Below are 22,150 nucleotides of genomic sequence, written 5' to 3'. Positions count from 1 at the left end.
AGCGCTCTCAGAAATAAAATGTTGCTTTGCAGCAAAATTCCCTTGCTAAGCCCCAAATATGCCATTAATATGGTGCAGTGCAACAAATAACCAATTAATGGAAAAATCATGTTTAAAAATCAATTTGCAGAAAACCAAACTAAATCCGTAGAAAGTGCACGTGCACTAGGCCAAACCGCACTTGAAAATGCTCAAGAATTAGCGGAAATCAATTACCAAGCTGCACAACAGGCTGTTGCAAATGCACAAGCCAAAGCAGCTGAGCTAATGAAAGGTAAAGATGCAAAAGCAGCATTAGACCTTCTGCAAAGCCCAGAAGTACAAGAGGCTGTTGCTGAAGTTGCTGATTATCAGAAAAAAGTTGCTGCAGTATTGCGTCGCGGTAACCAAGAATTAGTTGAAGCTGTAGAGGCTGCTATCGATCAATCGCAGGATGGCCTAAAGAGCTTTGTTGCTGCCGCTACATCAAAGGCGCCTGCTGGGTCAGAGGCTTACATCAGTGCCTTTACATCCGCATTCAATACGGCAATGCAAAACTTTGATCAAGTACGTTCAAGCACTCAAGATGCTTTTGCCAACTTTGAAAAAAATGTAGAAACTGCAATGAAGGGTGCGCAGGGCCAATTTAGTCAGACTCCTAAAGCGGCAAAAAGTCGTACTAAATAATTGGTATAACTCAGACAGATAAAAAGCCCCGTGTAAACGGGGTTTTTTATTGGAAACATTGCCCAGCGGGATGGGAAAAAATGAAGGGCTAAAAAGTATTACTCTGACGGTATTGTTAGATTCAATGCTTGATAAGACCATACAATCAAATAAAACTTGAAAACACTATGAGACTTGAATGCATCCTTTCTACTTTCTTCTAGATGGACGCTATAAAGAAGTGCCATCTAAGCTCATTAAGGTTGCCGTATCGCTCACGATCCCACCAATGATGTTTGAGAAAGATGGGAAATATTCAGGCATAGATTCAGAAATATTTGAGGGCTACCGCAAGTCACGAGGTTGTACATTTAAAGTAACTGCCTATGATTAGCTTGGAATGTTGGGAGTGGTAACCAGTACCCAAGCTGATATGACATTTTCAGGAATCTCTATTACAGACAAGCACAAAGAAGTAATGGATTTTTCAAATCTATATAAATTGAAGTGATTCACATAGATTAGGTTAAAGTGTTTCTGAGGTCAATTATTTCAATAATATATAAGGAAAAACATGTCCCATCATGACAAGCTAATGGCTGCTTTTGAGGTGTACCAGTCAGAGAATGAAAAGTTTCACGGAAAAGGGGTTAAAGCTTCTGCAGCGAGAGCCCGTAAAGCTTTGCAAGAGATAGCTGGTTCGTGTAAAGAGCGCCGTAAAGAAATTACCGCCGAGAAAGAAGCCCTTGAAGGAAAGCCAAAGGCTGAGGGTATGTCACAAGATGCTGCTCGTCACGCCCATATTAGAAAGTAAGTCTTCTTTAATAATACAAAAAGTCACCTATGGGTGACTTTTTGCTTAGAGATCTACGCCATCCAAGCTTATACCTTCAAGGTGGCGAGTATCAGCCCATTTCTCGATTGACCAGCCATCATCTGGCTGATGTGTAATCCAATTTAACGAGGCATTTGGTACTGAGGCAACCCGCTCAGTACTCAAATCTTGCTTGCTAGCAATTCGATACATCATATCGAGAGTGCCGCCATGACTAACAAGCAAAATTGTTTTGCCTGAATGCTGTTCTTGTATTTTCTCTAAAGCAGTATGAACGCGCAATGCAAATTGCTGAATACTCTCACCGCCTTCAAGATCATGCTCTAAGTCACGAGTAATATGCGCTTGCCAAATCACAGGCTGCAGTAATGGAGCCTCTTGAATCGTGAGCCCCTGAAGTGCGCCAAAGTGGCGCTCTCGTAAAGCGCTATCCACCCTTGCCTCTACGCCAAACAACTCAACAATGGCATTTGCAGTGTCCGCCGCTCTTTTAAGGTCGCTGGTATATAAAACATCGAACAAGAGTTTTGAGTTTTTAATGGCCTGCGCCATTTGGCGAGCCTGAAGGACGCCTTTTTCATTCAGGGGAATGTCGGTATGCCCTTGAAGGCGTCTTTCAGCATTCCAGGTGGTTTCACCATGGCGAATTAGGCAGAGTTTGGTGGTCGACATATTGCAATATTCAGTTTAATTATTTTTTCATGATCCAAGCGCGTGGATTGTGCTCAAAGCCCAAGTGCTCATAATAGGTATTTGCTTTCGGAGCTGCAAGTAACACAATCATGCAGCCAGGCTCTAAGCGCTCCTGAGTTTCTTCAATGAGTCGCTTGCCTATTCCCTGTCGCTGGTAATGTTCATCTACTGCAAGGTCGGCCAAATATGCCACATAGGCAAAGTCTGTCAGGCTACGACTGATCCCAATTAGATTTTCACCATCCCATGCGGAAATGGTGAGATTTGCATTGGCAAGCATCGCCGCAAAGGTTTCAATGCTATCGATTGGACGGCGCTCACCGAGAGTGGATCGGATATAGAGGTCGATCGCCTGTTCAGGACTAATGCTTGCTTGCTCGGTATAGGTAATCATTTTTCTTGGTCTGGTGAGTAAGTGAGAAAATCCCCGTTGCTAATGCTCCCAGAGTCTAGCGCTTCCGCTCTGAGACCGCCCCTATTATCAAAAGCGTTCATAAAGTCCGGTCTTTTCAGTAAATTAGCCGGTCGCTGACAAGGCTCGCATAATTCAGTGCCTTTAAATGCGAGACCTCCTAAATAGAAAATCCGTCCAACTAGATCATTTAGCTCCCCCTCAGAAATTCCCTTAATTACAAGATTTCTTCTGGTATCACCCTCGCCAAATAAAACTTGCTGTTTAGTGCGCAATTGGTCATTAGCGTTTTCTATAGCTGAGAGGGCAATGAGGGAAACATGGCGAATTTTCGGCTTAGTTTTAGAGAATGCACCTAGACCTAGTGCGTAGCGATCTCCCACAATTCCCTCTCCGGCAATAATTTCAGCTTGCGCAAGCTGCATCATCAAATCACCTGCTCTAGCTGCAATATAAATGGAGTGAATTTGGGGAGATGCTTTCATAGTGACAGCATATTACATAGGAAAAAGCCCCGATAATTTCGGGGCTTAGTACTTATGCTGCGGCTGCTGTTGCAGTGGGCGCCGCGACCGGAGGGCGCTTATTAAGAGCCCTCTGTATCTTTGCCTTTTCTTTAGGCTTGGTGCTGGATTCGAGCAATTTATTGAGTTGAGTAACAGTAAGTGGCCCCAATTTAGCTTTACCAGTTTTGCTCACCATGGGGTCGTTTTTTCTATTTCTTTGATTTTGGCCAACAGCCATATATTTTCCTAGAGTCTTGGAATGATGAACCTCTGAGCTTGCTCAGCAGACTCCCCTATGTAGGGCGCGGAATAGTGATCATAAATCAGAATAACAGCTAAGCAGTCAAGACGCTATGATTAGATCCTGATGAATATACCCAATCTTATTTTTGCCGCCATTATGGGTGGGCTCATGTCAATAAGCATTACTTTGGCCACCACTTTGGTGCGGGTAGGTTTTGCACAGGATTTCTTTTGGGTGTGGCTGGAGGTTTGGGCGGTTGCTTACCCAGTGGCGATGATTTGTATTTTGATCTATCGCCCATTTGCTAGCAAGCTCACTGCCAGTTTGGTCAAGAAGCTGGGGCGATGAGTAGGCGAATGCCTTTATTGAAAAAGAGAATTTTTATGACCCATTTCAAATATATTGTATTGCTAGGCATGGTTGGCTTAAGTGCTTGCGCCGCGGTTTATACCGACGCATCAGATTCGAATCATGTGACCTTTCTAATTAGTCATGGCGAATCTACTGCCTCACTTACACCAAAGGCCAATGCGTATTGCGCACAATATGGCAAGACTGCATCGTTTAGAAAAAGTGATACTCAGTTACTTGCGGTATTTGATTGCAATTGGCCGCAATTGAGCCCACGCTAGATTTAGCCAGCGAGGTCTGATTGATAGATCAGGCCTGCATGCTCTCTTAGGGCATGGAACTGAATAGATTCCCAGCGCTGTTGAGCAACATCTAATTCAGATTTATGGCTAGCTAAAAATACGGAAGCACCCACCACATCCTCTGCCATGCGGTGAATATTTTCTAGTATGAATTTTTTGAGTGCTATAGGATCTTCTGAGCTTACCCAGCGAGCCAAGTTATAGCGTGCCGGTAGTAGGCGCACTTCCGCCCCGTATTCCGTTTGTAGGCGATGGCTTACTACTTCAAACTGCAGTTGTCCAAATGCGCCAAGCAGCATGGTGCCACCAGTCATAGGGCGAAATACTTGAATCGCACCCTCTTCGCCAAGCTGCATTAGGCCCGTGCGTAATTGCTTGGAGCGCAATGGATCTGCAGACTCAACCATACGGAAAATTTCTGGAGCGAAAAATGGTAAGCCTGTAAATTGCAATTGTTCGCCTTCGGTGAGCGTGTCGCCCAATCGAAGTAGGCCATGATTTGGCAATCCAATAATGTCTCCAGGGAAAGCTTCATCCAAGATATCGCGTCGTTGCGATAAGAAAGATAGCGCATTGTTGGTGCGCACTTCTTTGCCGTTACGACAAATCTTCAATTTCATGCCACGCTGAAAATGTCCCGAGCAAATACGCAAGAATGCAACGCGATCTCGATGGGCTGGATCCATGTTTGCTTGAATCTTAAACACCACTGCAGAGAATTTATTCTCTGCAGGACTAACTTCTCGTTGTAAAGCTTTGCGTGATCCCGGTGATGGTGCAAGCTCAACTAAGGTGTTGAGAATTTCACGTACACCGAAATTATTAATTGCTGAACCAAAGAATACCGGTGACTGACGACCTGCTAAAAAGGCTTCTCGATCAAAGGCGGGCATCGCATTTTTAATTAAATCTACTTCAGCAAGTGCATTTTCAAGATCAGTGCCAAGGCGCTCTTTTAGAGCGGGATCATTAATATCAACAATTGCATGAGAATCCTCAGTAACGCGATCCTCACCCGCCTTGAACATACGCATTTGAGAGTTGGCAATATCAATCACGCCTGCGAAGGATTTACCCATACCTACTGGCCAAGTAAAAGGAACTACTTCAATGCCTAGTGCAGTTTCAATCTCATCCATGAGTTCCATGGGCGGCTTTACTTCACGATCCATTTTATTGATGAAAGTCACAATGGGCGTATTGCGCGCACGACAGACTTCAAGCAAACGTAAGGTCTGTGATTCAACACCATTTGCGGCATCAATCACCATGAGTGCAGAATCTACCGCAGTCAATACGCGGTATGTGTCTTCAGAGAAGTCTTGGTGACCCGGGGTATCGAGAAGATTAATAATGCAATCACGATATTCCATTTGCATTACAGAGCTAGCTACAGAAATGCCGCGCTGTTTCTCAATTTCCATCCAGTCTGAGGTCGCGTGTCGGCTAGCCTTGCGAGCTTTTACGCTACCCGCAATTTGAATCGCCCCCGCGTACAGCAAGAGTTTTTCAGTAAGCGTGGTCTTGCCAGCATCTGGGTGGGAGATGATGGCAAAGCTACGGCGCCTTAAAACTTCTGCGCCGGGAGTGCTGGAGGTGGTGGTATCGATGGTAATTCTGCGCTTAATCTAATTGACAGAATTATAGACGGGCAGAGCTTCTTAGAATTGCTCTTCGGGCCTTACAAAGCGCCATTTTCCAGGGGGCAGGGCGCCCAGAGAAATTCGACCCATACGCACGCGCTTGAGACCTAAAACCCTGAGGCCAACCAATTCACACATGCGACGAATTTGACGCTTGCGGCCCTCGCGTAGCACAAAGCGAAGCTGATCTTCGTTCTGCCAGCTGACTTGAGCTGGCTTCAAAACGACACCATCCAATTCCAGACCATGTTTTAGGCGATCTAAATCTTCAAAAGAGAGTGCGCCTTCAACTCGGACTAAGTACTCTTTTTCGATGGGGCTATTTTCACCAATGAGGAGTTTTGCGATGCGACCATCTTGAGTTAAGACTAGCATGCCAGTGGAGTCAATATCCAGGCGACCGGCAGGCGCTAAGCCACGAGTATTAAAGCGTGGATTACGAGCCTTGTCTAATTGGCTTGCAAAGTAATTCTCAGGAGTGATGAGCGAGGCTGCGGGTTGATACTCTTGCTCGTCATCGTAGTGAGAGATGAAGCCGACTGGCTTATTCAAAATAACTGTAATACGCGATGCCTGCTGTGCTTTGGCGCCAGACTGGAGCTCAATCTTCTGGTGGCGAAAAGCCCGGGAGCCTAGCTCATTGACCACTTCACCATCAATAGTAACCAAGCCTTGCTCAATATAGGAGTCTGCCTCACGTCGTGAGCAAAGACCTAGCTCAGAGAGTAGCTTAGATACACGTATTTTTTCTTCCATGACTATATTATCGGGCAATTGCCTCGATAGAGACTAGGTCCTGACAATATGCATGCTGCAAAGGAATCTCGGCAGAAGTGCTAGTAGGGGCTCGCTTCATTGTGAGGTCTGTTTTTGAAGCGCTTATGAACCCAGTAGTATTCGGCTGGCCTGAGCCTAATTTCTTTTTCAAAAATGCTGTTGAGCCGAGCTGTATCAGCTTCAGGATTTTCGGTTGGGAAATTTTCAAGGGGCTTGCTAATAGTGCAAATGTAGCCAGCCTCATCTTTTTTCAGAGTAGTAGTCATCATGCAGACCTGTGCCCCTGTGATTTTGGCTAGACGCGATACGGCTGTGATCGTATTAGTTTGAATATTAAAGAAGGGGACGAAGGCGGAGTCTTTAAGTCCTAAATCAATATCGGGCGCAATAATGATGAAGCTACCTTTGCGGATTTCTCGAATGAGCTCAAGCGAGTTTCCTTGGCGATCAATTGAATTTCCACCGAAACGATTGCGCCATTCAATAATTTTTTTGTTGAAGAAAGGGCTTTTCATTCTTTGAAAAAAGCCAGAGGTGCGTGGCCAACCCTTTTCCTTGGCAAGTGCACTCAAAATAATGCTGCCTTCAATACCAATAAAATGCATATTTACTAAAATACGAGGCCGCCTATCACTTAGATCAATCTCCGAGCGAACCTCAATCATATCGGCAAGCTGTTTTTTGCTGCCCAGCCAAATAATGCTTTTTTCAACCAAGCTACGACCCAGTAGTCGCCAATGTTGCTTTCTAAGTTGGTCAACTTCTGTTGCGCTTAGCTCAGGGAAACAGAGTTCCAAGTTTTTTTGGACTACGCGATTACGATCATTGGGAATGTTGGCTGCCAGATAGCCTAAGCCATAGCCAATAGAGACTAAAGTCTTATAGGGAAGCGAAACCAGAAGTCTTAGGAGTGCTACCCCAGAATAGTTTGAAAAGTTTTTAAACAAAACTCAATTTATTCAGTGTCATAGCGAGATAAAGATTTAGCGTAGCGCACGTTCATTTCTTCGGTAGAGCTAATGGACATGCCTAAATCGTTGACTAGGCCGGTCTCCAGACGGTAAGTCCATCCGTGCACTGTAAGGTCTTGCCCTCTGGACCACGCATCTTGAACAATGGTGGTTTCACAAACATTGACTACTTGCTCAATAACGTTGAGCTCACATAAGCGATCTTGACGTTTTGGAGATGGGATCACTTCACCAAGATAGCGCTCATGTTTTTGATGTACATCTTTCACATGACGTAGCCAATTGTCAGCAAGGCCAACCCGTTTATCAGTTAGGGCGGCATGTACGCCTGAGCACCCGTAATGACCCACCACTAAAATATGTTTGACCTTTAATAAGTCGATGGCAAACTGAATCACGGATAAGCAGTTCAAGTCAGTATGAACCACCACGTTGGCAACATTACGATGTACAAAAAGTTCGCCAGGCAGCAGGTTCACAATGTCGTTCGCGGGTACGCGACTGTCTGAACAGCCAATCCATAAATATTCTGGCGCCTGCTGCGAAACTAAGCGCTTAAAAAAATTAGCATCTTTGGCGACCATTGCTTCTGCCCATTCCCGATTATTGGCAAATAGCTGGTCTAAGGCGTTGGAGTTCTTCATAATCATGGTTTGAGTTTAAAGTAATTTAATGATGCCTATTTGGTTAAAGCAAACCCCTACCGGCATTGTTCTTCATCTACATTGCCAGCCGGGCGCTAAGCTGACTAAGGTGGTTGGCCTGCATGACGGCTGTCTCAAGATATCTCTGCAGGCCCCTGCTCTGGAAAACAAGGCAAATGAAATGCTGCTGTCTTGGCTTTCTAAGCAATTGAGGGTGCCACAAAAACAAATTCAGCTCTTATCGGGACAAAGCAGCCGCATAAAGCGAGTGGAAATCTGGGGCTCAATCACCCCAGAGCAGATTGCTCAAGCATTAAGCCCTTAGGGCTTACCAAAATAGTGCGTACAAAATTCCCAAAATCAAAACCCATTTTCCGATGTAATAGACGCTGCGATGTTTTGCTTTGAGCTTTTTAGCTTGGGCTCTGAGGTGGTAAAAATACTTAAAGAGAACGTTTACAAATCCCACTTTCTCTCCTTCAACGTTCTGGGAAGAGGCTGCGCTCATGACGTAACGCCCAAACCAGCGATTTAGCAGTTGCACCACTTTAGTGTGAACCGGCCGCTCTACATCGCAAAATAAGACAATTCGTTGGTGATCTGTTTCGTTGGCCGCATAGTGGATGTAGGTTTCATCAAACATCACTGGCTCACCATCTTTCCAGTAATACCGCTCCCCATCCACATTAATAAAGCACTTGGGATCATTTGGAGTGACAAGGCCAATGTGATAGCGTAGGGAGCCTGCATAAGGGTCTCGGTGCCTTACCAGCGTTGCTCCGGGGGGTAGTGAGGCAAACATTGCTGCCTTGATCGAGGGGATTGATTTGAGAAGGGCAACAGTTTTAGGGCACTGCAGTTGCGCTGACGGCATTTCTTTGCCATACCAATAGAGGTGAAAACGTTTCCAGCCTGTCCGAAAAAAGGAGTTAAATCCAATATCGTTGTATCCCGTAGCAGCTGCTATGGCTCCATCTGAGTTCAAAGCGAGTGCTTCATCACGGATGATCTGCCAATGATCTTGCAGGGGCTTCATTTCAGGAAAGTCTGATACTGGAATAAATGCCCCAGCCTTGGTTTTTGAAAACAAGTAGAGCAGGCTGTTAATTGGCGCTAAAAGAACTTGGTAGTCTGTTAGAGAGCGAACTAAGCCAAATCGAACCGAACCCCTAAAGTAAACATAGATGGCTGATACAGCAAAGATCAGAAAAATGATGTGACGTAGTTCCATTAAATGTACCAATAAGCGTTAACACTTACATTTTAATTTGTACGGAGCACCATTTCATCCCTATTTTTGCAATGAGTATGCTCCAATGTTAATTGAAGCCCAATGGGCCACAAAAACGCACCTAATCAGTGCTGCAAAGATGATTTGTTAAGGAAATTCACATGAATAGATTCGTAAAATGGCTTTCAAGTTTGATATTGATTGGATTAGTTGGCTTAGTGGCATACACCTGGGTTATGCTTAATTGGAGCTACGGGAGTGGTGAGCGTGCTGGCTATGTGCAAAAGTTTTCCAATCGAGGCTACGTATGTAAGACTTGGGAAGGTGAGCTAGCTATGGTTTCAATGCCTGGAACCATGTCAGAAAAATTCCTCTTTACGGTCCGTGAAGATGCTGTGGCACAAAAAATTAACGCTAATCTAGGTAAAAAAGTTGCCCTTAAATATGAACAGCATATCGGATTGCCTACAAGCTGTTTTGGCGATACTGAGTATTTTGTGTCCGATGTGATAGTTATAGAAGAGTAAAAAATAGGCAATAACAAAATTTGCTGTGCCACAGCTTTATTTTTGTAATTTTTTGTGGTTAAAATCATGTAAGCGCAAGGTGCGCTGATATCAATATCTATAAGGAGCTTCACTTGAACAAAGCAGAACTAATCGCAGCGATTGCTGACGACGCTGAGATCTCAAAAGCCAAAGCTGAATTTGCATTGAATTCTGCTATTGAGCAAATCATTAAAGCTGTTACTAAAGGCGACTCAGTACAGCTGATCGGTTTTGGTACTTTCTCTTCTGGTAAGCGCGCTGCACGTATGGGTCGTAACCCAAAAACTGGTGAGCCACTCAAAATTGCTGCTGCTAAAACTGTTAAGTTTTCTGCTGGTAAAGCATTTAAAGATTCAGTTAACAAGCGTAAGAAGTAATTCTTGCTTTGTTGATGAAAAAGCCCGGCATGCCGGGCTTTTTTGTTTTTAGGGGCTGTAAAAAAATCCCATACACATGCCCAAGCTGAATACTTAACTTTGAACCAGGCGTCGATGGCGATGAATGCTCATCAAAATACCAGCACCAAACCCTAAAGTCACCAAAGCAGTTCCTCCATAGCTGATGAAGGGTAGAGGGACTCCAACTACAGGTAATAAACCGCTTACCATGCCGATGTTGACAAAGGCGTAGGTGAAGAAAATCAGCGTGACAGATCCGCCTAGTAAGCGAGTGAATAGATTGGGTGCACTGGCAGAGATGGCTAAACCTCGTTTAATTAAAGCGAAGAAAAGCGCCAACATAACTAAGTTACCCAGCAAGCCAAACTCTTCTGAGAAAACAGCAAAAACAAAGTCGGTATGTTTTTCAGGAATAAACTCGAGATGCGCTTGCGTACCCTGAAACCAGCCTTTACCAAAAAATCCACCTGAGCCAATTGCGATCATCGATTGAATTGTGTGAAAGCCTTTTCCAAGGGGGTCGCTACTCGGGTCGAGCAAAGTGCACACTCGATTTTTTTGATAGTTATGAACTAATGGCCAGACAACATCGTGCGCACAAATCGTGCTGCCAAAAATAATGATGAGGATGATGCCAAGGGCGCCAATACCTAAGAACGGTAGGATCCATTTCCACGGCAATCCGGCAAGAATAATTGCATACATACCTGCAGCAAACACTAAGAGCGCGGTGCCTAAGTCAGGTTGACGCGCAATGAGCAGCACTGGAATCCCAAGAATGATTGCTGCCACCCCATAGTCCCAAGATTTTTGTATGCCTTCGCGTTTTTGGAAGTACCAAGCCAGCATGAGTGGCATAGCAATCTTCATGAGCTCAGATGGTTGAATTACAAAACCAATATTGAGCCAACGTCTTGCACCTTTTTTAATTAACCCAAATATGGCGACTGCAATCAGCAGTGCAACGCCGATTCCATAAATCCATACTGCAGCCATCTCTAACCACTTTGGTGGAATGCGAGAAACAATCCACATGACTGCAAAAGAAAGCGCTAAATTGCGTAGTTCATCCTCAAAACGGACTGGCGTATTTTGACTTGCAGATAAGAAGGTAATAAATCCAATACCCGCTAAGCCAAGTAGAATAAGACCAAGCTGGCGATCGAGTCCGCTAAAAATACTGAAGAATATTTTCTTTGCTTTATTTATGGCGCTCTTTTCCATTCAGGAATCTCCTTTGGCCATTTACCTTCAAGATAAAAATCTAGCGCTTTGCGCGCAATCGGTGCAGCATGCTGCGCACCAAATCCTGCGTTCTCTACAACCATCGCAAGGACGATTGTCGGCTTTTCTGCAGGGGCAAAAGCAACATACAAAGCATGATCACGTAAAAATTCTGCTGTAGATCCGTGGTGATATTCTTTCGAATTCAAGCTGAATACCTGCGCTGTTCCAGTCTTACCGCCAACTTGGTATCCAGTACCTTTGAAAACAGATGCAGAGGTTCCAGAATTATTTACCTCGACCATTGCTTTCTTAATCATCTCAATATTCTCGGGTACGAGATCAATTCGATAACTTTCCTTAGGCGTAGTCAGGGTGCGATTTCTCGTGAAGGGGTCTTCAATCGCCTTGACTAAATGCGGCTTCATCACAATGCCGTTATTAGCTAAATTGGCCATGCCATGGGCTAGCTGCAAAATAGTAAATGCGTTATAGCCCTGACCAATTCCCAAGGAAATAGTTTCACCTTCATACCATTTTTGCTGCTCCGGCTTTTTGAAGGTATTTTTCTTCCACTCGGTGGATGGCAGTACACCTTTTGATTCACCTTGTAGGTCAATGCCAGTAATTTGACCAAAGCCAAATGGTTTCATGAAGTCATGCATCATGTTGACGCCCATATCGCGCGCCAAATGGTAGTAGTAGGTATCACAAGACTCAACGATCGACTTTTGCATATCAACAATGCCGTGCCCACCTTTTTTATCATCACGGAAGGTATGGTTACCAAAATCAAAATAACCTGGATCAGAGATGGTTTGTGATGGTGTCCGCTTTTTCGTTTCTAAAGCTGCTAGCGCCATAAATGGTTTGTAAGTTGATCCCGGCGGATAAATACCTTTAAGCGGCCGGTTATACAGTGGCTTTTGTGGCGACTCATTCAGCTCTTTCCACGTTACTGAGTCGATACCCTCAACAAAATCATTGGGGTTAAAGTTGGGCTTAGAAACAAATGCCAAGATATCGCCAGTCTCGGGCTCTATCGCAACAAATGCACCTCTAAAATTTCCATACAGTTGCTCAACTAAGTATTGCAACTTGATATCAACCGAAAGGACCACATTTTTACCTGGCACCGATGGTGAGCTAGAAAGTGTGCGCACGGGTTTGCCGCCTGCAGTAATCTCCACCTCATCATATCCTGGCCTACCTCGCAATACTGTTTCGTAACTTTGCTCTATACCAATTTTCCCCACATATTGGATGCCCGGCAGAAATGAAGTTTGTAGCGCATCAGGATCACTCGCTTTGGAGTTATCAATTTCAGTTTGCATGCGCTCGATGTCTTGCTTAGAAGCTCGCCCAATATAGCCAATCAGATGCGAGGCAAGCTCGTTGTAGGGGTACTCTCGAAAGCTTCGGGCGCGTATCTCGACACCCGGAAAGCGGTAGCGATTAACCATAAAGCGAGCTGTTTCCACTTCGGTGAGCATAGATCGGAGGGGAAAGGTGCCCATTTTGCGAGAATCTTCAAGTGAGCGCTTGAAATTTCTTCGATCTCTAGGAGAAATCAATACAATTTGAGAGAGCTCGTCGATCAGCTCATCAACATTGCCTTTAACTTCTTCCGCATTGACATCTAAGGTCAGTGCCGAATAGTTTCTGCCAATCACGATTCCATTGCGGTCTATCAATAGACCGCGATTCGCCGGTGCGGGAACTAAAGCGATTCTATTGCTCTCTGCAAGTAGAGCGTATTTGGTATGACTCACTATTTGCAGCCACACCAATCTCGTCACTAGTAATAAGAAACAGACGGTGACAAACAGGGTCGCAATATGAATGCGCTCTTGAAACGAGTCGAGATCTGGTTTTTTAAAAGAAACCATATGGCGTTTTAAAGCGGACGATTATGATCAACATCAATAGGACGACGTTGAGGCGATAGCAAGATACGTGTTGCTAAAGGCCACAACATTGCCTCAATTAGCGCTTGAATGGCGCCGGTGAGCGCCCACCAATAGACTTCACCACTTAAGAACCAATGGGCGAGTACTGGGAATAATGAAACGAGCAAGAAGATTGGTAGTAAATGCATCGCTTGGGTGAAGGCGGTTAAAGCGACGATCCGTCGATGCCAGGAGATAGCAAAATAAGCCACCAATGAATAGCTAAAAGCGTTAATGCCTAACAAGTCAGAGTTATGAACGTCCATCAACAAGCCAAGAATAAATGCGATGATTACGCCAACGTAGCGATGCTGGTGGATGTTCCAAAATATGATGCAAATAATTAGCCAGTCTGGTACCCAGCCGTAATTACCAATTGGTAAAAGATTGAGTAGTAGTGCGCAAAATAAGCTGAAATAAATAAAGACTGCACTTACCGGGCGAAGAATATAGCCGCTTTGAAAGTCGATCATTGCATGCCTCGCGCACGGGTTTGGCGACGTCCTGGAGTATTCGTCAGCGGTGCATCAGGCTTGCTGTTTGCGGTAGATGCTTTGGCATCCCATTGCGGATCGTAAAGTAATGCTAGAGCTTGTCGGTAGCGGTTTGCCGGTGCAACTGGCACACAAAAGACGTTAGAAGAATTTTTATCAGCATTTCGTTCAATGCGACTAATCACAGCAACTGCAAAGCCAGGTGGATAAACGCCATCAATACCTGAGGTAATCAACACATCGCCTACTTCTAAGTCGCTAGCTACAGGTAGGTAACGCAGCTCAAGCGGGTTAGCGCGCCCAGTTCCAAAAACAGCAGCTCTTAAGCCATTGCGTGCCACTTGTACGGGTACCGCAAAGTCACGATCTTCTAATAGAGACACTTCTGCCGAGTGATCGTATACACGGATTACTTGACCTAAGATACCTGAATCACTTGCAATGGGATTGCCCAGCTTAAGACCGTCATTACGTCCACGATTAATCACAATGCGCTGAGAAATTGGATTGGGTGGATTGAACAGAATTTCAACTGGTAATGTTTCGAATGGAACTTGCTTTTGCAAATCCATTAGCTGACGTAGATTTTGGTTCTCTATCAGCAGAAACTCGGATTGATTTGCAAGCAAAGAGAGTTCCGCTTGCCGCACCTTCATTTCTCGATTTTCTTTTTCTAGAGTTCCGCGGCTAGTGAAGTATTCTGATGTCGCCTCAAATAAATTGCGCGGCATCATCATCACATACTCTAGTGGGCGCAATAACCAATTGACATTATTGCGAATGGGATCGAGTGCTTTGTAGCGAAAATCGATCAACATCAATGCGATGCTAATCGAAAGACAGACAATCAGTTTAACTAAAGCCGGAACGCCTTGTCTAAAAAGAGGTGGAGCGCTATGTTGCAATTCCCTAATCGACGCTTAAGTCAATTACTCTTGTGAGAACACGCCGCCCAGCTTGTCCATGCGCTCTAATGCAATACCGCAACCTCGAGCGACGCAAGTGAGGGGATCTTCAGCAACATGAATTGGCAGACCAGTTTCTTCTAGTAATAGGCGATCGAGATCTCGCAATAGTGCACCGCCACCAGTTAGCATCATGCCGCGCTCGGCGATATCTGATGCTAGCTCTGGTGGAATCTGTTCGAGAGCAGCTTTTACAGCAGTAACGATTTGATTCAATGGATCGGTTAAGGCCTCCAAAATCTCATTACTAGTGACAGTGAAGCTACGGGGAATACCTTCAGAAAGGTTGCGACCCTTCACTTCCATCTCACGTACTTCAGCCCCAGGGAAAGCAGAGCCAATTGTTTTTTTAATTAACTCAGCAGTTTGTTCCCCGATCAACATACCGTAGTTACGACGAATGTAGTTTGTGATGGCTTCATCAAACTTATCGCCGCCAACACGAACAGAGCCCTTGTAAACCATGCCGCCGAGTGACATCACGCCAACCTCAGTTGTGCCGCCGCCGATATCAACGACCATAGAGCCAGCCGCCTCGGAGACTGGCAGACCTGCACCAATCGCGGCAGCCATGGGCTCTTCGATTAAAAATACTTGTGATGCCCCTGCACCTAATGCGGATTCGCGAATAGCGCGACGCTCAACTTGGGTGGAGCCGCAAGGAACGCAAATAATGATGCGTGGGCTTGGCTTGAGCAGTTTACTTTCATGCACCATTTTGATAAATTGCTTGAGCATTTGCTCGGTAATGGTGAAGTCGGCAATAACACCGTCTTTCATTGGGCGAATAGCCTCAATATTTCCCGGAACCCGCCCCAGCATGGCCTTCGCTTCTTTTCCAACGGCCAAAATGGTTTTTTTGCCATTTGGACCACCTTCAGTGCGAATTGCCACAACTGAGGGTTCATCAAGCACAATACCCCGTTCACGCATGTAAATTAAGGTGTTAGCGGTACCTAGGTCGATGGCCAGGTCATTAGAAAAGTAGCTGCGAAAAAAACCAAACATGATGTAGTGAGAAAATAAGTAGGTGTTAAAAAATATATTTATGAATGATACCCTAGCGCCCCATGAAACTGAATGATGTCCAGCGCATTGCGCACCTTTCCAGTCTTGACTTAAGTCAGGCAGAAGCCGAGGCGGTACTACCTCAATTACAGGCGGTTTTTGCTTTAGTTGAGGAGATGCAGGCGGTCGACACGAGCGGTCTCGCCCCCTTGGCACACCCCATCCTCTTTTTACGCGATTTGGCGCAACCCTTGCGAAGTGACGCAGTGACTGAAGTTGATCATCGTGCCGAAAACATGCAATCTGCCCCTGCTGAGCAGGATGGCTACTTCTTAGTTCCACGGGTGATCGAATGAGCTGGCATCAACTCCCTATTGCACTGATGGCCAAAGCATTGGCTGCTAAAGAGGTCTCCAGCGTTGAGCTGACGCAGTACTTTCTGGATCGAATTGAGGCCGGAAAGCATTGGAATGCATATCTTGATGTAAGTGCTCACTTAAGTTTAGACCAAGCCTCTAAAGCAGATAAAATTATCGCCTCCGGTAAAGCTGGAAAGTTAACGGGCATCCCAGTTGCTCATAAGGATGTCTTTGTGACCCGTGGCTGGAAGTCGACAGCCGCTTCTAAAATGCTTGAGGGTTACCAGAGCCCATTTGATGCAACAGTGGTCTCTAATCTCGGAATTCCAGACGAGCTGAACCCAAATGGTGCTGGTATGGTTTGTCTTGGCAAGACCAATATGGATGAGTTTGCAATGGGCTCCTCTAATGAAAATTCAGCCTATGGACCAGTTTTAAATCCTTGGAATTCAGAATATGTTGCTGGCGGTTCATCCGGAGGATCTGCAGCGGCAGTGGCAGCAGGATTAGCCCCCATTGCAACAGGTACTGATACTGGAGGCTCAATACGTCAGCCAGCAGCTTTTTGCGGGCTGACCGGCATCAAGCCCAGTTATGGGCGTGTATCTCGTTACGGGATGATTGCTTATGCCTCTTCACTGGATCAGGCGGGTCCAATGGGAAAAACAGCCGAAGATTGTGCTTTATTGCTCTCGGCGATGTCCTCACACGATCCCCGAGACTCAACCTCTCTGGCAGATTCTGGGGAAGATTATGGGCGCTACCTCACTCAGTCATGGATAAAAGATAGCGCTAACTCAGCAAAGCCCTTAGAAGGTTTGAGAGTGGGCTTGCCGAAGGAATTCTTTGCTGAAGGCCTTGCGCTGGAGGTAGCCAATGCAGTAAATGCCGCAGCAAAAGCTTTACAACAATTAGGCGCAGAGTTGATAGAAGTGAGTTTGCCAAAAACTAAGCTATCAATCCCGGTGTATTACGTTTTAGCTCCAGCTGAAGCCTCAAGTAATTTGAGTCGCTTTGATGGTGTACGTTACGGACACCGCGCAAATGAATATCGTGATTTATCTGACATGTATAAGAAATCACGCACAGAAGGATTTGGCGCAGAAGTAAAGCGCCGCATCTTGGTTGGCACTTATGTACTTTGTCATGGCTATTACGATGCTTACTACTTGCAGGCTCAAAAAATTCGTCGCATTATTGCAGCGGACTTCCAAGCGGCATTTGAGAAATGCGATGTCATCCTAGGGCCAGTTGCCCCAGATGTTGCATGGCGCTTAGGTGAAAAATCAAAAGACCCAGTACAAATGTACTTAGAAGATATTTATACACTCTCCACTAACTTGGCGGGGCTACCTGCAATGAGCGTACCTTGTGGCTTCAATACAAGTAATTTGCCGATCGGTATGCAGTTAATTGGTAATTATTTCTCTGAGGCGCGCTTACTTCAAGTGGCGCATCAATATCAGCAAAACAGTGATTGGCATTTGCGTCAAGCAAGCGAGGGGGCATGATGCAATGGGAAATCGTTATTGGTCTTGAGACCCACGCACAGTTACAAACTCAATCTAAAATTTTTAGCGGTGCTAGTACGCGTTTTGGTGCTGACCCAAATACCCAAGCCTGTGCTGTTGACTTGGCTTTACCAGGGGTATTGCCGGTATTAAATCGTCAAGCGGTTGAGCATGCTATTCGTTTTGGTTTGGCCGTCAATGCCAAGATTTCACCAGCAAGTATTTTTGCTCGTAAGAATTATTTCTATCCTGACTTACCAAAGGGCTACCAGATTAGCCAGATGGACCTCCCCATAGTGGTTGGTGGTCATCTCGAAATATTGGTTGGTGATCAAGTCAAAGTAGTAGAGCTCACGCGCGCCCACATGGAAGAGGATGCTGGTAAGTCAGTTCATGAAGAAGGATTCTTAGGTCCACATGGCGAGGCATCGAGCGGCATCGATTTAAACCGTGCTGGTACACCATTATTGGAAATTGTGACCGAGCCAGTGATGCGCAGTGCAGCCGAAGCAGTGGCATATGCAAAAGCATTACATTCATTGGTAGTGTGGTTGGGTGTGTGCGATGGCAATATGCAAGAGGGCTCTTTCCGTTGCGATGCTAACGTATCTGTTCGACCTGTAGACCAAAAAGAATTTGGTACCCGCTGCGAAATTAAGAACTTAAATTCCTTCCGCTTTTTGGAAGAGGCAATTCAATACGAAGTGCGTAGACAAATTGAATTGATTGAGGATGGTGGCAAAGTTGTCCAAGAAACTCGGCTATACGATCCCGATCGTCAAGAAACTCGCAGTATGCGCAGTAAAGAGGACGCTAATGACTATCGCTATTTCCCGGATCCAGATTTATTGCCGGTAGTAATTGATGATGCCTGGATTGCCGATGTGCGTAGCCAAATGCCAGCTTTACCAGCACAGCTTCGTGAGCAATGGCAAAGTGAATTTGGCTTAAGCGCCTACGACACACAACTACTCACGCAAGATCGCGAGACTGCAAAGATATTTGAAGAGCTACTAGCGATTGTTGGTAATACTTTGGCAAAAGCTGCGGCTAACCTAATTGCAGGTGAGTTTGCTTCATCACTGAATCGCGCAGGAATTGCTACTGCGGATGCACCACTAAAAGCTAAACATTTAGCACCGCTATTAACTCGTGTAGCAGATGGCACGATCTCTAACAAGATTGCAAAAGATATCTTTGCAATCTTGTGGGAAGAGGCTGCAGCAGGTAAAGCCATCAGTACCGTTGATCAAGTGATTGATGCTAAAGGTTTGAAGCAGATTAGCGATAGTAGTGAGCTTGAAGTCATGATTGATCAAGTGTTAGCGGCCAACGAGAAGTCCGTTGAAGAATTCCGTTCTGGCAAAGAAAAGGCATTCAATGCCTTGGTAGGCCAGATTATGAAAGCTTCGCAAGGCAAGGCGAATCCAGGTCAAGTGAATGAGCTGCTACGTAAAAAGCTGAGCTAAAAAATGAAATCAGAACATAAGCGAGAAAGAGATAGATGAGCGCAATCGATCCTAAGCAAGCCGAGCAAGAAGAATTGGTAGCAGAGTGGTTGCGCGCAACCCCCGGCTTCTTTGAGCGTTACGCTAATCTTTTAAATGAAATTCGCTTGAAGCATCCCCATGGGGATCGTGCAGTCTCCTTGCAAGAGCGCCAGATGACTTTGTTGCGTACACAAAACCAAGAACTCAATCGTCGTCTGAGTGAGATGCTTCATTTTGGAAGTCGGAATGATAAAACTCAGCAAAGTCTAGTCGCCTGGCTGTTGCGTCTGATGAGCGCTAATTCGAAGGCAGAAGTAGAGTCTGCGGTGACTTCGGGTTTGGCAGAGGTATTTGAAGTCGAGTCGGCCCAACTCTTGTCGCCCAATACGGCATTCGGACCTTGGATTGATACACCGCTTTGCGGCTCTGCCAAAGAGCTAGCTGCAGCGAGTGTCGATTTGTTGGCAACTCAAGTGAGTATCGATCCTGCCTGGCAAAGCATGGTGGCTATTGGCCTGCCATTGGGCAAAAGTATTGGTATGGCGCAATCACCCGCAGTGCTTTTACTGGCAAGCAAAGACGAGTCCCGTTTTACTGCGGATATGGGCGCGTTCTATTTGCGTCAGATTGCTGAACTTACCGCTGCAGCTTTGGATCGCATCCAGGCTTATGAGCCGAGTACCAGCTAATCTGCATCCCCTGATGCAAGAGTATCTGTACGAGCTGCATGTATTAAGGCAGCTCTCACCGCATACGCTGAAAGCGTACCGCATGGATCTAAGCGAGTTACAAACGCTGGCCGCAGACGATACTATTGACCTGTTAAAGGTAAGCAACGCTCACGTACGTCGCTGGGCTGGTCGCCTACACTCCAAAGGAAAGTCATCTCGCACGATTGCAAGAGCGCTTTCTGCTTGGCGCGGCTGGTATGACTGGTTGACTGAGAAAGATGCACGCAAGGATGCACAGGCAGGCAGGATTACTGCAAACCTAGTCGCCAATCCTGTTGATGATGTAAAAGCACCTAAACGTTTGAAGTCTTTGCCAAAGGCGCTTTCAGTTGAGCAAGCCCTCTCCTTAGTAAATCAGGCCGTCAAAGAAGCTGAGGAAAAAAAGGATCTAGAGACGGTGCGTGATGCTGCGATCATTGATTTGCTTTATTCCTCTGGCCTGCGTTTATCAGAACTATTGGGAATTGATGTGATGCAAAGCAAGGATCGTCAACATGAGTCTGCTGGCTGGCTGGACTGGGATGCTGCAGAGGTGACGGTTTTGGGTAAGGGCGGTAAACGTCGCTCAGTTCCTATTGGTGGACCAGCAATGCAGTCTCTCAAAGTTTGGCGTGCAGCTCGAGACTTGCTTGAACAGGCAGATGCATCAATGGCTTTATTTATTTCCGCTACGGGAGCGCGTTTGTCTCCCCGTACCGTTCAAGCGCGCTTACGCACCTTAGCCATGCGGGCGGGTCTTCCTACCCATGTACACCCGCACATGATGCGCCATAGCTTCGCTAGCCATGTATTGCAGTCTTCTCAGGATTTGAGGGCGGTGCAGGAGATGTTGGGGCACGCCAGCATCGCCAGCACCCAGATTTACACCTCTTTAGACTTCCAGCACCTAGCACAGGCATATGACAAGGCGCATCCTCGTGCGAAAGCCGGCAAAGCTTGAAGAACTCGGTAAGATAGAAGGTTTCCCGTTTGGGAAATGTATTTATAGATTTTGATAGGATCAAAGATGGCGTTAATTCCGGTAACAATTCTCACGGGCTTTTTGGGTAGCGGCAAAACCACTTTGCTCAAACACATACTGACTGCAGAGCATGGCAAAAAAATTGCTGTGATCGAGAACGAGTTTGGCGAAGAGAATATCGACAACGACATCTTGGTTCAAGATAATCAAGAGAACATTGTGCAAATGAGCAATGGTTGTATTTGTTGCACCATCCGTGGAGATCTGGTTGAAGCTCTGAATGAGCTTTGGGAGCAACGTAGGGACAAAAAAATTAGCTTTGAGCGCGTGGTTATTGAAACCACTGGTGTGGCTAATCCGGGCCCGGTAGCTCAAACCTTCTTTATGGATGACGACGTAGCAGACCACTATGTTCTAGATGCCGTAGTCACTTTGGTGGATGCCAAGCATGGCCCGCAACAATTAACCGAACATGAAGAGGCACAGCGCCAAGTGGGCTTTGCTGATCAAATCTTTATTACTAAGACCGATTTGGTGACGCCTGCCCAAGTAGATGCCTTGCGCAATCGCCTAATGCACATGAATCCCCGGGCCCCAATTCAGGGAATTTCTAAAGGGATCGTTCCTCTGGATGCTGTTTTGGATCTTAAGGGCTTTAATTTGAACGCGAAGCTCGATATTGATCCTCACTTTTTAGGACAAGATGATCATGATCACGCTACTTGTGGCCATGATCACAGTCATGACTATCACGATCACAGCACCTGTGGTCATGATCATAGTCACGATCACCATGATCATGCAGGCCATACAGACCGGATCCAATCCTTCGTTTTTCGTAGTGATAAACCCTTTGACCATAAAAAATTAGAAGACTTCCTGGGGGGCATTTTGGAGGTCTTCGGTGAGAAGATGTTGCGCTACAAAGGCGTCCTCTATGTGAAGGGGAGTAACCGAAAAGTCGTGTTCCAGGGCGTCCATCAGATGATGGGCAGTGATATGGCTGGTTTATGGGGTGCAGAGCCCAAGCAAACCCGCATGGTCTTTATTGGAATAGATTTGCCCAAAGACACCCTGCTGGCTGGGCTTGAGGGCTGTTTGGTCTAGGAAATTTAAAGTACAATCCCGCGCCACGGCCAACATTAATAAATATTGGCTAAAAGGGTAGTAAAAATTTGGCAGAATGAAGTAATAATGATTTAGATCCATGGAAAGAATGAAATGACGGTAAAAACACCAACGAAATCTACGGCTGCAG

General features: G+C 45.8%; 28 protein-coding genes. 14 read left to right on the top strand and 14 right to left on the bottom strand.

Annotated features, from left to right (window positions below; translation table 11 throughout):
- The first annotated feature begins 108 nt into the window (after nucleotides 1-108).
- The 3 genes from CL55_RS10230 (at nucleotide 109) to CL55_RS10220 (ending at nucleotide 1,459) form a co-directional block, all read left to right on the top strand.
- Nucleotides 109-666, top strand: coding sequence for a phasin family protein (locus CL55_RS10230; RefSeq protein WP_046330994.1), 558 nt, complete (start codon nucleotides 109-111; stop codon nucleotides 664-666).
- 178 nt (nucleotides 667-844) lie between these two features.
- On the top strand, nucleotides 845-1,039 hold the full coding sequence (locus CL55_RS10225) for a hypothetical protein (RefSeq protein ID WP_052728824.1): 195 nt from the start codon (nucleotides 845-847) through the stop codon (nucleotides 1,037-1,039).
- A gap of 180 nt (nucleotides 1,040-1,219) precedes the next feature.
- Nucleotides 1,220-1,459: a hypothetical protein gene (locus CL55_RS10220; protein ID WP_046330993.1), complete on the top strand. Its 240-nt coding sequence runs from the start codon at nucleotides 1,220-1,222 to the stop codon at nucleotides 1,457-1,459.
- Between the two features lie 45 nt (nucleotides 1,460-1,504).
- Here CL55_RS10220 and CL55_RS10215 read toward each other — a convergent pair whose 3' ends face one another.
- Genes CL55_RS10215 through CL55_RS10200 form a run of 4 tightly spaced genes read right to left on the bottom strand, consistent with a single transcriptional unit; the run spans nucleotide 1,505 to nucleotide 3,329 of the window.
- Nucleotides 1,505-2,152 carry a histidine phosphatase family protein gene (locus CL55_RS10215; RefSeq protein WP_046330992.1) on the bottom strand — a complete coding sequence of 216 codons (648 nt, stop codon included), beginning with the start codon at nucleotides 2,150-2,152 and terminating at the stop codon, nucleotides 1,505-1,507.
- Between the two features lie 19 nt (nucleotides 2,153-2,171).
- Nucleotides 2,172-2,567, bottom strand: a complete 396-nt coding sequence (locus tag CL55_RS10210; protein WP_046330991.1) for a GNAT family N-acetyltransferase — start codon at nucleotides 2,565-2,567, stop codon at nucleotides 2,172-2,174.
- Nucleotides 2,564-3,070 (bottom strand): MOSC domain-containing protein, encoded by a 507-nt coding sequence (locus tag CL55_RS10205; protein WP_046330990.1) that lies wholly within the window; start codon nucleotides 3,068-3,070, stop codon nucleotides 2,564-2,566. Before CL55_RS10205 ends, CL55_RS10210 begins: the two co-directional genes overlap by 4 nt.
- A 52-nt stretch (nucleotides 3,071-3,122) precedes the next feature.
- The gene (locus tag CL55_RS10200) at nucleotides 3,123-3,329 is read right to left on the bottom strand and encodes a hypothetical protein (protein WP_046330989.1); all 207 of its coding nucleotides are present in this window, start codon (nucleotides 3,327-3,329) and stop codon (nucleotides 3,123-3,125) included.
- Nucleotides 3,330-3,458: 129 nt separating this feature from the next.
- On the opposite strand from CL55_RS10200, the gene CL55_RS10195 reads away from it, so the two are divergent.
- The gene (locus tag CL55_RS10195; protein WP_335337479.1) at nucleotides 3,459-3,683 is read left to right on the top strand and encodes a DUF2798 domain-containing protein; all 225 of its coding nucleotides are present in this window, start codon (nucleotides 3,459-3,461) and stop codon (nucleotides 3,681-3,683) included.
- A gap of 35 nt (nucleotides 3,684-3,718) precedes the next feature.
- Complete coding sequence (locus CL55_RS10190) at nucleotides 3,719-3,967, top strand: hypothetical protein (protein WP_156156300.1); 249 nt, start codon at nucleotides 3,719-3,721, stop codon at nucleotides 3,965-3,967.
- A 2-nt stretch (nucleotides 3,968-3,969) separates the two neighbouring features.
- On the opposite strand, the gene CL55_RS10185 is transcribed toward CL55_RS10190, so the two are convergent.
- From CL55_RS10185 to can, 4 genes are all read right to left on the bottom strand, one after another.
- Nucleotides 3,970-5,598 (bottom strand): peptide chain release factor 3, encoded by a 1,629-nt coding sequence (locus CL55_RS10185; RefSeq protein ID WP_046330986.1) that lies wholly within the window; start codon nucleotides 5,596-5,598, stop codon nucleotides 3,970-3,972.
- Between the two features lie 51 nt (nucleotides 5,599-5,649).
- Nucleotides 5,650-6,387, bottom strand: coding sequence for a pseudouridine synthase (locus tag CL55_RS10180; RefSeq protein ID WP_046330985.1), 738 nt, complete (start codon nucleotides 6,385-6,387; stop codon nucleotides 5,650-5,652).
- An 80-nt stretch (nucleotides 6,388-6,467) separates the two neighbouring features.
- Complete coding sequence (locus CL55_RS10175; protein WP_046330984.1) at nucleotides 6,468-7,355, bottom strand: LpxL/LpxP family acyltransferase; 888 nt, start codon at nucleotides 7,353-7,355, stop codon at nucleotides 6,468-6,470.
- 8 nt (nucleotides 7,356-7,363) lie between these two features.
- Complete coding sequence (gene can / locus CL55_RS10170) at nucleotides 7,364-8,029, bottom strand: carbonate dehydratase (RefSeq protein WP_046330983.1); 666 nt, start codon at nucleotides 8,027-8,029, stop codon at nucleotides 7,364-7,366.
- Between the two features lie 22 nt (nucleotides 8,030-8,051).
- Between can and CL55_RS10165 the strand changes: the two genes are divergently transcribed.
- The gene (locus CL55_RS10165) at nucleotides 8,052-8,348 is read left to right on the top strand and encodes a DUF167 domain-containing protein (protein ID WP_046330982.1); all 297 of its coding nucleotides are present in this window, start codon (nucleotides 8,052-8,054) and stop codon (nucleotides 8,346-8,348) included.
- 3 nt (nucleotides 8,349-8,351) lie between these two features.
- Here CL55_RS10165 and CL55_RS10160 read toward each other — a convergent pair whose 3' ends face one another.
- Nucleotides 8,352-9,254 carry an aspartyl/asparaginyl beta-hydroxylase domain-containing protein gene (locus CL55_RS10160; RefSeq protein WP_046330981.1) on the bottom strand — a complete coding sequence of 301 codons (903 nt, stop codon included), beginning with the start codon at nucleotides 9,252-9,254 and terminating at the stop codon, nucleotides 8,352-8,354.
- Between the two features lie 161 nt (nucleotides 9,255-9,415).
- Here CL55_RS10160 and CL55_RS10155 point away from each other — a divergent pair, with 161 nt between their 5' ends.
- Both CL55_RS10155 and CL55_RS10150 read left to right on the top strand, forming a co-directional pair.
- Nucleotides 9,416-9,781 (top strand): hypothetical protein, encoded by a 366-nt coding sequence (locus CL55_RS10155; RefSeq protein WP_046330980.1) that lies wholly within the window; start codon nucleotides 9,416-9,418, stop codon nucleotides 9,779-9,781.
- A 113-nt stretch (nucleotides 9,782-9,894) separates the two neighbouring features.
- Nucleotides 9,895-10,179, top strand: a complete 285-nt coding sequence (locus tag CL55_RS10150; RefSeq protein ID WP_046330979.1) for an HU family DNA-binding protein — start codon at nucleotides 9,895-9,897, stop codon at nucleotides 10,177-10,179.
- Between the two features lie 93 nt (nucleotides 10,180-10,272).
- Here CL55_RS10150 and rodA read toward each other — a convergent pair whose 3' ends face one another.
- From rodA to CL55_RS10125, 5 genes are read right to left on the bottom strand one after another with little or no spacing between them, the layout of a single operon-like run.
- A complete protein-coding gene (gene rodA, locus CL55_RS10145; RefSeq protein ID WP_046330978.1) occupies nucleotides 10,273-11,424 on the bottom strand; it encodes a rod shape-determining protein RodA in 1,152 nt (383 codons plus the stop codon).
- Nucleotides 11,406-13,313, bottom strand: coding sequence for a penicillin-binding protein 2 (gene mrdA / locus CL55_RS10140; protein WP_046330977.1), 1,908 nt, complete (start codon nucleotides 13,311-13,313; stop codon nucleotides 11,406-11,408). The genes rodA and mrdA overlap by 19 nt, the downstream gene beginning before the upstream one ends.
- 8 nt (nucleotides 13,314-13,321) lie before the next feature.
- Nucleotides 13,322-13,846: a rod shape-determining protein MreD gene (gene mreD, locus CL55_RS10135; RefSeq protein ID WP_046330976.1), complete on the bottom strand. Its 525-nt coding sequence runs from the start codon at nucleotides 13,844-13,846 to the stop codon at nucleotides 13,322-13,324.
- Nucleotides 13,843-14,772, bottom strand: coding sequence for a rod shape-determining protein MreC (mreC, locus tag CL55_RS10130; protein ID WP_046330975.1), 930 nt, complete (start codon nucleotides 14,770-14,772; stop codon nucleotides 13,843-13,845). The genes mreD and mreC overlap by 4 nt, the downstream gene beginning before the upstream one ends.
- Nucleotides 14,773-14,796: 24 nt before the next feature.
- On the bottom strand, nucleotides 14,797-15,840 hold the full coding sequence (locus CL55_RS10125; protein ID WP_046330974.1) for a rod shape-determining protein: 1,044 nt from the start codon (nucleotides 15,838-15,840) through the stop codon (nucleotides 14,797-14,799).
- Nucleotides 15,841-15,902: 62 nt separating this feature from the next.
- Here CL55_RS10125 and gatC point away from each other — a divergent pair, with 62 nt between their 5' ends.
- From gatC to CL55_RS10095, 6 genes are all read left to right on the top strand, one after another.
- Entirely contained in the window at nucleotides 15,903-16,196 is a 294-nt protein-coding gene (gene gatC, locus CL55_RS10120; protein WP_046330973.1) for an Asp-tRNA(Asn)/Glu-tRNA(Gln) amidotransferase subunit GatC, read from the top strand.
- Nucleotides 16,193-17,710: an Asp-tRNA(Asn)/Glu-tRNA(Gln) amidotransferase subunit GatA gene (gene gatA / locus CL55_RS10115; RefSeq protein WP_046330972.1), complete on the top strand. Its 1,518-nt coding sequence runs from the start codon at nucleotides 16,193-16,195 to the stop codon at nucleotides 17,708-17,710. The genes gatC and gatA overlap by 4 nt, the downstream gene beginning before the upstream one ends.
- Complete coding sequence (gatB, locus tag CL55_RS10110) at nucleotides 17,707-19,179, top strand: Asp-tRNA(Asn)/Glu-tRNA(Gln) amidotransferase subunit GatB (protein WP_205621276.1); 1,473 nt, start codon at nucleotides 17,707-17,709, stop codon at nucleotides 19,177-19,179. The genes gatA and gatB overlap by 4 nt, the downstream gene beginning before the upstream one ends.
- A 35-nt stretch (nucleotides 19,180-19,214) precedes the next feature.
- Entirely contained in the window at nucleotides 19,215-19,889 is a 675-nt protein-coding gene (locus tag CL55_RS10105) for a DUF484 family protein (protein WP_046330971.1), read from the top strand.
- On the top strand, nucleotides 19,870-20,871 hold the full coding sequence (locus tag CL55_RS10100; RefSeq protein WP_046330970.1) for a tyrosine recombinase XerC: 1,002 nt from the start codon (nucleotides 19,870-19,872) through the stop codon (nucleotides 20,869-20,871). Before CL55_RS10105 ends, CL55_RS10100 begins: the two co-directional genes overlap by 20 nt.
- Nucleotides 20,872-20,937: 66 nt before the next feature.
- The gene (locus CL55_RS10095; RefSeq protein ID WP_046330969.1) at nucleotides 20,938-21,999 is read left to right on the top strand and encodes a CobW family GTP-binding protein; all 1,062 of its coding nucleotides are present in this window, start codon (nucleotides 20,938-20,940) and stop codon (nucleotides 21,997-21,999) included.
- The last annotated feature ends 151 nt before the right edge of the window (nucleotides 22,000-22,150 follow it).

The sequence above is a fragment of the Polynucleobacter duraquae genome (assembly GCF_000973625.1).
GTDB classification, from domain to species: Bacteria; Pseudomonadota; Gammaproteobacteria; order Burkholderiales; family Burkholderiaceae; genus Polynucleobacter; species Polynucleobacter duraquae.
This window is presented reverse-complemented; position numbering and strand designations above follow the sequence as displayed.